The following is a 12,384-nucleotide window of genomic DNA, read 5'->3' on the forward strand; positions in this document are numbered from 1 at the left end:
AAATTAACGAAGGTTAACGCCGTCGCGCCAGCGCGCCGCCGGATGGCGATCGGGCAAGCGGTCCTGCTGTTGAAAAATTTTCTGCCGTAACGAACCGGGCTGATACGCGGTCTTGAAGCGGCCGCGCTGCTGTAATTCCGGCACCACCAGATCGATAAAATCGCGGTAGCTCTGCGGATTAAGGATGCGCGTCAGGTTAAAGCCGTCGATATCGCCTTCGTCGATCCACTTAATCAGCGCATCCGCGACCTGGCTCGGATTGCCAACGATCAGCGGATAGCGGCTGCCCATCGCGTGCTGCTCCAGCAAACGACGGCGCGTCCAGCCGCTAAAGGCTTTGCTCACCGATTCTATGGCGCGCGTGTCGCCGGTCTGAATCGGCTCATCGAGTTCGAACGCCGCCAAATCCAGGCCAATCGAGCTGGAGAAGTGCGCGATGCCGGCTTCCGGGCTGGCGTAGGCGAGGTAGCTTTGATGCTTCTCCTGTGCTTCACGTTCGTTAGGCGCGACAATCACGCTAACGCCCATAAAAATGCGCAGATCGTCAGGATGGCGTCCGGCCTCCACCGCCGCCTGGCGCAAGCGCGTCGATTGCTCGCGCATCGCTGCCGGTGACGCAGCATTCACAAAGCTGCACTCGGCGTGACGTCCGGCGAACTGCACGCCGCGCGCCGAGGAACCGGCCTGGAACAGCAGCGGCGTGCGCTGCGGAGACGGGCTGCTCAGATGACAACCCTGCACCTGATAGAACTCGCCCTGATGATTGATTTGGCGGATTTTATTGGCATCGGCGTATTGGCGATTGGCTTTATCCTGCACCAGCGCATCATCCTGCCAGCTGCCTTCCCACAGCTTGTAGGTGACATCGAGAAACTCATCGGCCTGATCGTAGCGGCGATCGTGCGCCAGCAGCTGTTGCTGGCCCATGGCACGCGCGGCGCTATCGAGATAACCGGTGACGATGTTCCAGCCGATGCGCCCTTTGGTCAGGTGATCGAGCGTGGAAAGGCGGCGCGCGAACGGGTACGGCGCTTCATAACTCAGGTTGGCGGTGACGCCAAAACCCAGATGCTGCGTAACGCTGGCCATGCCGGAAATCAGCATCAGCGGATCGTTCACCGGTAGCTGAATCGACTCTTTAGCGGTCAGGCCAATGCCTTGCTGATAGACGTCATACACGCCGAGAATATCGGCGATAAACAGCCCATCAAACAGCCCGCGCTCCAGCAAACGCGCCAGATCCAGCCAGTAATCCAGCGCGTTGAAATCCACCGAACGATCCTGCGGATGCGTCCACATACCGTGATGAATGTGCCCAACGCAGTTCATATTGAAGGCGTTAAGCAGAATCTGTTTTTGGCTCATATCGTCCCCCGACGCGGCGGCAACACGCCATTCAGCTGGTAGTTGCCGATGGCCGGATATTTCCAGCGCACCGGATCGTGCAAGGTGTGCGTACGCGCATTGCGCCAGTGGCGGTCAAAGTTGTGCTCACGCAGGCTGGAACGCGATCCGCCGAGTTCAAACAGCAGATTGCTGGCCTCCAGCGACACGTCCGTGGTCCAGGCGCGCGCTTTGGCAACTTCCACCGACGCCAGCGCGACGTTTTCAGCGCTGGGATCGCGCTGCGCCACGTCAACCGCATCACCCGCAATCGCCAGCAGCGCATCGCTGGCGCTCAAACGTGCGGCCAGACGACCGGTGCGATCAAGCGTCAGCGGATCGTCGCTCGCACGGTCGACGCCGCTGTCCGGCCACGGCCGCGCGCGCTGACGCAGGAAATCGAGCATGTCGTCAAACGCCGCCCGTGCAATGCCCTGATCGATAGCCGCATGCATAATCTGCGCAAAGGGCCCAACGGTGCTCGGACGCTCAAACGCCGTCTGGAACGGCACCACATCTTCCGGCGCAATCGCTACGTCGCGGAACTGCACGCTGCCGCTGCCGGTGGTGCGCTGACCGAAGCCGCTCCAGTCATCAATCACGTTGACGCCGTGCTGATGACGCGGCACAAACACCAGCTGCTCTTTGCCATCATCGGCAATCGCCAGCGTCGGAATGCGGTCGGCATACAGCGCGCCGGTGCAGTAAAACTTGTTGCCGTTGAGGCGCAATCCTTCCGCCTGCTGCGAAACCGCCGTAGAACGCTGATGCGCGGCGGGCGAACTGAATTCCGCCAGCGCGTTGCCGTGATGCACGCCTGCCAGCACTTCGGCGTAGAGCCGCTGTTTCTGCGCCTCGCTGCCGTTGATGCGCAGCACTTCCAGCGCGTAAAAATGGTTCTGCGGCACCTGACCAATCGAACCGTCGGCGGCGCTCAACGTCACAAAAATCCCGGCCAGTTCGGCAGTTGAAATCTCAATGCCGCCAAAGTCACGCGGTACGGTGATGGCACCGAGCCCGGATTGAAACAGCTGCTGTAATTCGGTGTGCGGCAGTTCACGTTCGCGGTCGCGCTGGGCAGAACCGGCACGAAAACGCTCCGCCAGCTCCTGCGCGACCTGCAACGCCTGCTGGGCATTCTCAATGCGCGTCGCGCGCTGTTTAGGCAATACCTGCGTCATGGTTGCTCCTTAAATCCACGCATGACGCGCAGGCAGCGCATCATTGAGGTAATAGTTGCCGATGGCATGAGTTTTCCAGCGCACCGGATCGTGCAACGTGTGGGTGCGCGCATTGCGCCAGTGACGATCGAGACCGTGGCGCAGCAAGGTGCCGCGACTGCCGCCCCATTCCAGCAGCTTCTCACTGGCACGCAGCGCCACTTCGGTGGTCAGCACTTTGGCTTCCGCTACCGCAATCGATGCGCGTGCGCAGTTTTCGGCGGTCAGCGCCTGTTGATCGATGCTATCGAGTACCCGGGCAGCACGAGCCAGCAGCGCGTTGGCGGCGCTCAGTTCGGTGCTGATGCGGCCCACGTCGGCGAGGATGTAGGGATCGTCGGCATTGCGGCTGACATTGGCATCCACCCAAGGTCGCGAGCTGCTGCGCACAAACTCCAGCGCCTCATCCAGCGCGCCTTGCGCAATGCCCGCATCAATCGCCGCCTGAATCAGCTGAGAAACTGCGCCGCGCAGCGTCGGTTTTTCAGCGGGAGGCAACGACATCAATAACGTGGGATCAACCACAACCTGATGCAACTTCACCGTGCCGCTGGCGGTAGTGCGCTGGCCAATACCGGACCAGTCATCCACAATTTCCACGCCCGGCGTCGGCAGCGGAATAAAGGCCATTTTCGGCTGCTGATCGTGCATCGCCGTGGTGACCAGAATGTCGGCGAACAGTGCGCCGGTAGAGTAGAACTTCTCACCGGTGAGCTGCACACCGTGTGACGTTGTCACTAGCTGCGCCTGTACGTCTCGCGTATGTTTGGTGTTTTTCTCCGGTCCGCCGTTACCCAGACGTTTGCCCTGCACCACCGCGCTCAGCAGCCGCTGCTGTTGCGCGGCAGAACCTTCGCCAAGGATGAACTGGATCAGACCAAAGTGGTTTTGCGGGATTTGCCCCAGCGACGGATCGCTGGCGGAGATCAGACGAAACACTTCGGCCATGGTTTGGTACGACAAACCCGCGCCACCCAATTCGCGCGGCACGCTGATGCTGCCAAGTCCCAACGCGGTGAACTGGTTGAGCAGCGCGATGGGGTAAATGCGCTGCTGGTCGCGCTCGACTGCGCCACTTTTCGCCTGCCCGGCCAGATGGCGTGCGGCGGCGATGGCTTCTTCATCGCTGTTTAATACCGCTGCGCGGTTAATAATCTCGTCACTGTTTTGCGTCATAGCTGATTTCACTTTTACTGCACAGCGAAGTGTAAGCCTGCACTGAAAAAATCAGCAGGCCGTGGAATGAATAATGGATTGAAAGCGATGATAATCATCGGGGTTAAAGCAAGTAAATAGCGCGGTTATGCTATATCCGACAATGCGTTGCCATTATTAAGCTATGGATTTATTGAAGCACAACAACAGGCTAGCGGCGGCGCTGCGGGCAATTAGCAAGTATAAAAAAGCGGCGAGTAATTCTTAAGATCAAATAACGCTAAGAAAAGTTTAATTCCGCAAATAATGTAGCGGCGCGATTTATCGCGCGTTGATGTTTAACTTTCAAAAACGCGCGATAAATCGCGCCGCTACGGATGGTGCGGAATTTAAAAGCGGCGCGAAATATTAATTATTTAATTGCGCATCAAACTGCGCGGCAGCGAAACTGCGGGTGGATTCGCTTTTCACACTATGCGGAATCTGCACGCTATCGATCAACTTCGCCAGCTGATAGGTTTTCACCGTCTCATTTTGCGTTAGCTGCTGCGCATAATGCGCGGTCAAATCCCCTTTCTTATTCTGCGTCACCGAGGTCTGGCTGCGCTCTTCATCATCGATCAAATGATACTTATAGTTTTGCGACGACTTCTGTTCGGTCAACTTCGCCGCTGAGACAGAATCCAGTGCGGTGTGGAAGCTGGCATTGAGTTTAAACAACGTTTGCTGGGTCAAATCCTGGGTATCACCATGCGTTTGCGTAGCCGTTTTCTGCGCCACGTTCAGGGAGAAGGTGTCTTGCTCTTCCGGCTTATAAGGATTACCGGAAACCGGCGTCTGCTGATAGCTCGCCGAGAAGTCCGCCAGTCCGCTGATTGCGCCGTTCTTCGCCGCATTGGCATCAATCGACTTCACACGCTGCGTATTGATGCTTTCAGCCGCTTTGCCTTCGGTGGTATTGAGCGCGCGGAAGCTATCTTTAAACAGCGTCAGCATGTCGCTATCGCCGTGACCGCGCGAAGCGGCCTGATCAAATTTGCTGCTCCACTGATCCAGCGCCGCTGCCTGCTGTGCCGCGCTGCCCGCCTGCGTCAGTTTCGAAACATCGGTATCGAGTTTGATGCTGACATCGCCGTTGTGGAAGCCGAGCCAGCGCGCCTGATCGTCGACATGCAAGTTCAGCGACTGCGTGACGTTATTGCCATTACGCAGATCGGTCTTCAAATCGACGCTTTTCAACACTGAAGTGTCGAACTTCATCAGATCGCTGATATCAAGTTTGGTGGTGCTGCCATCCAGGCCATCCAGCGCCTTCTGCAAACCGGCGGATAGCTGACCCATCGCCGCCGCTTCAACGTTGCTGAGCTGGCCGCCGCTGGTTTTCAGCTCCACCACCATCCCGCCCTGTTGACGCGTCATCTGCAAACTCACCTGCACACCAGATTGGGTAGTGATGGTCAGCGCCAGCGCACTTTGGCTGCTGCTCCGCGCACCGTTTACCGCTTCCGTCGCTGGCACGCTTAAGGTTACATCGCCGCGATGGCTGGCCAGATTACTCAATAAGGTGCTGCCGAGACCGTTCATGCCGACGCCGCTGGCATGCGCGGCACCGTTGAGCTGCGCCTGCAAGCTGCTGGTGACATTGACGGAACTCTTGACCTGCGCGGGCTCGATTTTGTAGATCGCGGCGATGGCATCACTCGCCTCGCTGAAGGTGACTTTGGTCGACGCTTCCGCCGTCAGGGCGTTTTGCGCGGATTTGTTGTTCACCGCCGGCGTCACCACCGCATTCGATGCGATTAAATTTCTCAGTACGCTGCTGCCAATCCCATTTAGCATGAAAATAATCCTCGTTGTGTACTATTCCTGAGAGTTATCGGCGAAATGTTCAGCGGCTTTAATGGTTTTTGCCCTCACCCTAACCCTCTCCCATAAACGGGAGAGGGAACCAATTGTGCACCGTCTGCTTCCTCTCCCGCCTGCGGGAGAGGGCTGGGGTGAGGGAAATGTATTGGCAGTTCTGACATAACATCTGTCCGCCTAAACACAGCCGTACTTTGCGCAGTGACTTAGGTTATTCATCAACACATCTCTCACTCACGAGGTAAGGTCACGATGAATAACCTGCATTACAAAAGCTTGCTGGAAATTGGCCGCTTGATTCAGTCGGGCGAAATCTCTTCGGTAGACGTCACGCAAACCCTGCTGACGCGCATTGATACGCTCGATCGCGACTTACACAGCTACTTCTACGTGATGCGCGATAGTGCACTGCAACAGGCGGCCGAAGCCGATGCCGAAATAGCCCAGGGCAAAATGCGCGGTCCGCTGCACGGCGTGCCGATCGCGCTGAAAGATCTGATCTGGACCAAAGACGCGCCCACCAGCCACGGCATGATCATCCACAAAGATCGTTACCCTACAGAAGACTCCACCGTGGTGGAGCGCTTCCGCGCGGCGGGTGCGGTGATTCTCGGCAAACTGACGCAAACCGAAAGCGCCTTCGCCGATCACCATCCTGATATCACCCGGCCCAATAATCCGTGGGGCAGCGCGCTGTGGACCGGCGTCTCCTCCAGCGGATCCGGCGTCGCCACCGCCGCAGGGTTATGCTTCGGCTCAATTGGCACCGATACCGGCGGATCGATTCGTTTTCCCTCCAACGCCAACGGCCTGACCGGCATTAAACCGACGTGGGGCCGCGTCACGCGTCACGGTGCCTGTGAACTGGCGGCATCACTGGATCATATCGGCCCGATGGCACGTAACGTCGCCGATGCCGCCGCCATGTTGCAGGCGATTGCCGGTCGCGATGATAAAGATTCCACCTCCAGCAGCGAGCCGGTGCCCGATTATCTGGCGCTGATGACGCGCGGCATCAGCAAGATGCGTATCGGTGTTGATAAAAGCTGGGCGCTGGAGAAAGTCGACGAGGAGACGCGTGCTGCGCTGCAATCGGCGATCGCCACCTTGAGTTCGCTCGGCGCGACGCTGGTAGATGTCACCTTGCCCGATACCGAAAAAGCCGCCGCCGAGTGGAGCGCACTTTGCGCCGTGGAAACCGCGCTGGCGCATGAAGAGACCTATCCGGCGCAGAAAGATCACTACGGTCCGGGCCTCGCTGGTCTGCTGGATCTCGGTCTTAGCATCACCGCGCTGGAGTATCAACGTTTGCTACTTAGCCGTGCGGCGCTGCGCGGCGATATCTCCGCGCTCTTTACCCAGGTTGATCTGATTCTGGCACCGGCTACCGCGTATGCCGGATTAACCTGGGACACCATGACCCGTTTTGGTACCGATCAGGCACTGTTTAACGGCGTGCTGCGCTATACCAGTGCATTCGATGCCAGCGGTCATCCCACCATCACCCTGCCGTGCGGCAAAACCGCAGGCGGCGCGCCGATTGGCTTCCAATTGGTGGCAGCACATTTCGCCGAAACCACCATGATTCAGGGCGCGTGGGCCTTCCAGCAGGTCACCGACTGGCATAATCAGCATCCTGCGTTATAAATCTGCGTTGTTTGCCGCCCCGATAGCTTCGGGGCGGTCATTTCACCCGCTCATGGCCTGAAACTTGCTTCAACTTCCTGACTTCCGCCCTATTTCGCCATGTTTAGGGGATGCTGATATGAAAGAGCTTTTCACCACCGACGATCTCGATAACCGTCATCGCTTCGATGCCTGGCGTGATGCGGTGTGCTCGCGTCTGATCAACGCCCAAGCGCGACAGATGCATTCAGGCACTTTTTCCGGCAGCTTTGCCTATTCGACGCTCGGTCACATGGATATTGCCAATCACGTATCGCATACCGCGCTGATGTGGCAACGCACAGCAGAATGCATCCGCCGCCATCCTAATCACGATTTCTATCTGGGCTACGTCTGCGCCGGCAGCGGCACGCTGCGGCAGAATGGCCATCAATCACGCGTCAGCGCCGGCGATGTGGTGATTTACGATGCTGCCACGCCGTTTGATTTTGCGATGGAAAAGGTGGCGATCAATATCGTGCATCTGCCACGTCACATCATGGAGAAGGAAGCGCCTGCCACCGCCAAACTGGCAGGCAAAACGCTGGATCTCACGCGCCCCGGCATGGCATCGCTCAAGCTGCTGCTGCAGGAAGCGTTCGTGTTTAATCCCGACCGCGAGAACCCGTTTCTGGCAGAGCAGTTTGCCAACACGCTGCTGAATATGATTTCGGTGAGCGTCAATTTGCAGCACAGCGAAGAGGCGCTGAAGCCGGATCTTTACTCACGCGTAGTGAGTTTTCTGCGTCACAACCTGCAGGAGCCAGAGTTGTCGGTGGCGCAGATCGCCAATGCGCATCACGTCTCGCCGCGCACCATCAGCCGGGTGTTTGCCGCGCACGGCACCACGCCGATGAACTTTCTCTGGCAGGAGCGTTTACAGGCGTGTCATCGCATTCTCGCCGAAGGCAAAGCGCGCAATATCACCCAGGTGGCGTTGGATCACGGCTTTAGCGATATGTCGCACTTCAGCCTTGCGTTCCGCAAAACCTTTGGTTATACGCCCAGCAGCCTGTTACGGCAGCCGGACGCGCCGCTACTTTTGTAGCGTGGTGATTACGCGCTCGGCGGTGTATTCCATGCTGCTGCGCGTGTTCATCGCTTCACTGCGCATCAAGCGGTACGCCCCCGATTCATCCAGCCCGAAGGTTTGCATCAGCACGCCTTTGGCCTGCGCCAACCTTTCTCCGCGCGCTTTACGCGCCTGCTGCACCGCACGCAACCGCTGCTGATGACGCACGGTTTTTAGCGTGCCAATCATTTGCACAATTAAGGCAAACGGATTGAGCTCACGCGCAGCGATGGCATTCGGCTGGAGTTGCAGCAGTAGCGGAAACAGCCGTGCGTTGTGGCTATCCGCCAGCGCGATGATGGGAATATCCCTTTCGCGCGCACTGATAAACAGCGGGGTTAACAGTGGCTGCTGATGCATATCGATCGCCACCAGCAGCAGCTGCGTATCCGTGGAGAGTGACGCGGCAGGCGGCCAGCTGTGCTGCGCGTGACAGCCCAGCTGCGTCAGCGAGGCGCAAAACGCGCGCACACTCTGTGAATCAGGATGGAAAATATGCAGCCGGACACCAGAAAGCGTTGCCAGTAATGATTGTTCAGTCATGGTTCACCCTATGCGCATCCCGAATGAGGAAGCCTCACAGTAAGCGAGCGGATGCGTTAACGCTGTGCTGATGCTGCCGGGTGCTGTGTCAGGGCGGACAAGGATGAGGAACGGTTTTGTAGGGTGCGCATTCATGCGCACCTTTTAAATGATGCTCAAACATGAAACCCCAAAAACGGCTCCGCCACGCTGGCGCTCGACTGGGTTTTCGGATCGATCTTCTGCACAATCTGCCCCTTTTCAATCACATGAATCTGGTCAGAAAGAGCGTAAAGAAACTCAATATCCTGCTCCACCAGAATGATTGAAATATCCATCTCATGGCGCAGCCGCCGCAATGTCTCGATAATCTCCTCGCAGATATTCGGTTGAATCCCTTCCGTTGGCTCATCCAGCAGCACCAGCTGCGGCTGGCCGCACAGGCAGCGCGCCAGCGCCAATAGCTGCTGCTCGCCGCCTGATAGCGCACCGCCGGGCTGCGCCAGCAGGCGTTTCAGGCGCGGAAAATACGCCAGCATCTGCTCGATAATCTCTCCGGCGCGGGAAAAATGTTTCACGCAGCCCATGCGCAGATTTTCCTCAACCGTCAGCTGCGGGAAAATCTGTCGGCCTTGCGGCACAAAACCGATGCCCGCCACCGCCCGCTGGTGCGCCTGATAACGGGTAATATCGATGCCGTTCAACGCGATCTGGCCTTGCCAGGCCGGCAGTTCGCCCATAATGGTGCGCAGCAGCGTGGTTTTGCCCATGCCGTTGCGGCCCAGCACGCCGGTAAACGACTTCGCGCCGACAAACAGCTCGGATAAGTTCAGCACCGGAATCTTGTTGTAACCCGAGACCATCTCTTTAATTTCAAGCATGTTTAATCTCCAGATTGCCGAGATACGCCTCTTTCACCCGCGGATTTTGCGTCACCTCGCGGAAGCTGCCTTCCGCCAGCACCGCGCCCTGGTTAAACACCGTCACCTGCTGCGCAATCATGCTGATGAACTCCATGTCATGTTCCACCACCACCACCGTGCTCTGCTGATTAATCGCCTTGATCAGCTGCGCGGTTTTACGCACTTCCTGATGCGTCATGCCCGCCGCCGGTTCATCCAGCAGCACCAGCTGCGGTTTGGAGATCAGGATCATCCCCAGCTCCACCCACTGCCGCTGACCGTGCGCCAGTTCCGAGAGCACCGCATGTTGCAGATCGACCAGACCGATATCCTCCAGCACCTGTTCTATCGCCGCCGGCAGCGCCGCTTTCGCCAGCTTATTTGCTGCCGCCTGCCACAGGTTTTCCCGCACGCTTAAGCCTTCGAACACGCTCGGCACCTGAGTTTTAATGCCAATCCCCAAACGCGCGATTTCCCATGGCCGTTTGCCGGAGATCACCTGTTCGCGATAGCGGCACTCGCCGCGCGTCGGCGTGACCTGGCCGCTCAGCATCTTGAAGAAAGTGCTTTTGCCTGCGCCGTTAGGGCCGATCAGGCAGCGCAACTCACCTTCACGTAGGGTGAAATCCACCTCTTTCACCGCATGCACGCCGCCAAAACTGACGCCCATTTTGCGGGTTTCCAGTAACACGTTGGCCGTCATGGTTTCACCTCACTGACCTGCGCGCGGCTGGCAGGCGCGGCGGGACGCTTGCGCCGCCACAGACGCTGCAACGTTGGCAGAATGCCGCCCGGAATCAGCAACACAAACACCGCCAGAATCACGCCGAGCACTAAATTGACATCCACGGTTTGCTGCGCGCCCAGCCGCGTCACCATCCACTGCAACAACACGCAGCTGATCACCGGACCCAGCAGCGTGCCGCGGCCACCGACAATCACCCAGATGATGATCTGCGCCGACTGGCTGATGCTAAACACGCCGGGACTGACAAAGGCACCCCAGTTGACGTACAAACAGCCCGCCAGTCCGGCAATGGCCGCGCCGATGGCGAAGGTTGCCAATTTATGCGCCGGCACGTTGTAGCCGAGCAATCCGGCGCGCTGCTCGTTCTCACGAATTGCCACCACGGTTTTGCCAAAACGGCTCAGCAGCACGAACTTCAGCAAGGCGTAGCACAGCGCCAGACATCCGGCGGTGACCATAAAGATCGCCTCGGGCGATAAAATCGCCTCCGGCTGGAACGGCAGGTTAAGCGTCGGCACCGAAGGAATGCCGTTAAAGCCGCCCAGCAACGCCTCGCCGATGTGGTATTCGCTGCCGGAGGTGGAGTTGACCCAGTTAAACAGCACCAGACTCACCGCCAGCGTGATGGCGCCGAGATAGACATCGCTGACGCCGCCATAAAAAATCACATAGCCGAGCAACAGCGAGAACAACGTTGGCAGCAGCACCGCCATCACCACCGCCCAGGTCGAATCGCCCCAGTTGATAGCGCAAATCGCATAGGTGTAGGCCCCTAAACCGAAAAATGCCGCCTGACCAAAGCACAGGATGCCGCCGTAACCCCAGATGAACGCCAGGCTGAGCGACAACAAACCCATCACCAGAAACACCGTCAGCGACAGCAAGGTGTAGAGCTCAATCGCGCCTGACAGCCACAGCGCCACCAGCACCATCGCCAGTGAGATGACGATAATCTGGATCTTTTCCGAGAACAGTTTCATTACAGCGATCTCCTGAAGAAGCGTCCGGTGATGCCCTGCGGCAGCAAGCGCAGCAGCACAATGGCGCTCAGCAATAGCGCGACGGCACCAAACACCGGCGTGGAGAAGTAGGTCACCAGCTGCGAAATGGTGCCGAATAACGTCGAGGCGGAGAGCGTTCCGGCGATGATGGCGCTACCACCGCCAATCACCGTGATAAAGGCTTTGGCGATAAAGCTGACGCCAATGGTCGGGATCACGCCGGTAATCGGCGCTAACAGCGCGCCGCCTAAACCCGACAGCGCTGCGCCCAGGCCAAACGTCAGGCTGTAGATTTTGCCCGGATTGCTGCCGAGCGCCGCCGCCATGCGCGCATTCTGCATGGTGGCGCGCGCGCACAAACCTAAAGTGGTGAAGCGCAGCAACAACCACAGCGCGCCGAGCAAGCCGATCGCAAACACAATCATGAACAGCGAATAACCGCTGGTGCTGTAGTTGCCGATATTGACGCTGGGCAGCGGTGAACTGATGCCCAGCGTGGTGTTGCCGAACAGCATGGTGGCGGCACCAATCAGCGCCAGACTCAGCCCCCATGTCGCCAGCATGGTGTCGATCATCCGTCCATACAGATGACGGATAATCACGCGCTCAATCACCGCGCCAAACACCCCCACAGTGAGCGGCGCAATCACCAGCATCGAGATCCAGATCGGCACGCCCCACTGATTGGTGGCGAGAATGGCGCTGTAGCCGCCCAGCATCATGAATTCGCCGTGCGCCATATTGACGATTTTCATCATGCCGAACACCACCGCCAGCCCGACGCTCATGATCACCAGCACGGCGATGGCATTAAGCACTTCAATGGCGAAGATAATGAACAGATCCATAGCGG

Annotated in this window: 11 protein-coding genes; 2 read left to right on the forward strand and 9 right to left on the reverse strand. The window is 58.3% G+C overall.

What is annotated here, in order from left to right:
- Positions 1-3: 3 nt before the first annotated feature.
- The 4 genes from PO881_RS20425 to PO881_RS20440 form a co-directional block, all read right to left on the reverse strand.
- Positions 4-1,365, reverse strand: a complete 1,362-nt coding sequence (locus PO881_RS20425) for an LLM class flavin-dependent oxidoreductase (protein WP_280173203.1) — start codon at positions 1,363-1,365, stop codon at positions 4-6.
- Positions 1,362-2,564, reverse strand: coding sequence for an SfnB family sulfur acquisition oxidoreductase (locus tag PO881_RS20430; RefSeq protein WP_280173204.1), 1,203 nt, complete (start codon positions 2,562-2,564; stop codon positions 1,362-1,364). Before PO881_RS20430 ends, PO881_RS20425 begins: the two co-directional genes overlap by 4 nt.
- Before the next feature lie 9 nt (positions 2,565-2,573).
- A complete protein-coding gene (locus tag PO881_RS20435) occupies positions 2,574-3,779 on the reverse strand; it encodes an SfnB family sulfur acquisition oxidoreductase (protein WP_280173205.1) in 1,206 nt (401 codons plus the stop codon).
- 387 nt (positions 3,780-4,166) lie between these two features.
- Positions 4,167-5,597 carry a hypothetical protein gene (locus tag PO881_RS20440; RefSeq protein WP_280173206.1) on the reverse strand — a complete coding sequence of 477 codons (1,431 nt, stop codon included), beginning with the start codon at positions 5,595-5,597 and terminating at the stop codon, positions 4,167-4,169.
- Positions 5,598-5,873: 276 nt separating this feature from the next.
- On the opposite strand from PO881_RS20440, the gene PO881_RS20445 reads away from it, so the two are divergent.
- Positions 5,874-7,268, forward strand: a complete 1,395-nt coding sequence (locus PO881_RS20445; protein WP_192413194.1) for an amidase — start codon at positions 5,874-5,876, stop codon at positions 7,266-7,268.
- A 118-nt stretch (positions 7,269-7,386) separates the two neighbouring features.
- Complete coding sequence (locus PO881_RS20450; protein WP_192413196.1) at positions 7,387-8,334, forward strand: helix-turn-helix domain-containing protein; 948 nt, start codon at positions 7,387-7,389, stop codon at positions 8,332-8,334.
- On the opposite strand, the gene PO881_RS20455 is transcribed toward PO881_RS20450, so the two are convergent.
- From PO881_RS20455 to PO881_RS20475, 5 genes are all read right to left on the reverse strand, one after another.
- Entirely contained in the window at positions 8,323-8,901 is a 579-nt protein-coding gene (locus PO881_RS20455; RefSeq protein WP_192413197.1) for an ANTAR domain-containing protein, read from the reverse strand. The genes PO881_RS20450 and PO881_RS20455 overlap by 12 nt on opposite strands.
- Positions 8,902-9,056: 155 nt before the next feature.
- Positions 9,057-9,761, reverse strand: coding sequence for an ABC transporter ATP-binding protein (locus PO881_RS20460; RefSeq protein WP_192413198.1), 705 nt, complete (start codon positions 9,759-9,761; stop codon positions 9,057-9,059).
- Positions 9,754-10,485: an ATP-binding cassette domain-containing protein gene (locus PO881_RS20465; protein ID WP_137387268.1), complete on the reverse strand. Its 732-nt coding sequence runs from the start codon at positions 10,483-10,485 to the stop codon at positions 9,754-9,756. The genes PO881_RS20460 and PO881_RS20465 overlap by 8 nt, the downstream gene beginning before the upstream one ends.
- The gene (locus PO881_RS20470) at positions 10,482-11,510 is read right to left on the reverse strand and encodes a branched-chain amino acid ABC transporter permease (RefSeq protein ID WP_222183586.1); all 1,029 of its coding nucleotides are present in this window, start codon (positions 11,508-11,510) and stop codon (positions 10,482-10,484) included. Before PO881_RS20470 ends, PO881_RS20465 begins: the two co-directional genes overlap by 4 nt.
- Positions 11,510-12,379, reverse strand: a complete 870-nt coding sequence (locus PO881_RS20475) for a branched-chain amino acid ABC transporter permease (protein WP_280173207.1) — start codon at positions 12,377-12,379, stop codon at positions 11,510-11,512. Before PO881_RS20475 ends, PO881_RS20470 begins: the two co-directional genes overlap by 1 nt.
- Between the last annotated feature and the right edge of the window lie 5 nt (positions 12,380-12,384).

The organism is Pantoea sp. SS70, from assembly GCF_029866845.1.
GTDB classification, from domain to species: Bacteria; Pseudomonadota; Gammaproteobacteria; order Enterobacterales; family Enterobacteriaceae; genus Pantoea; species Pantoea leporis.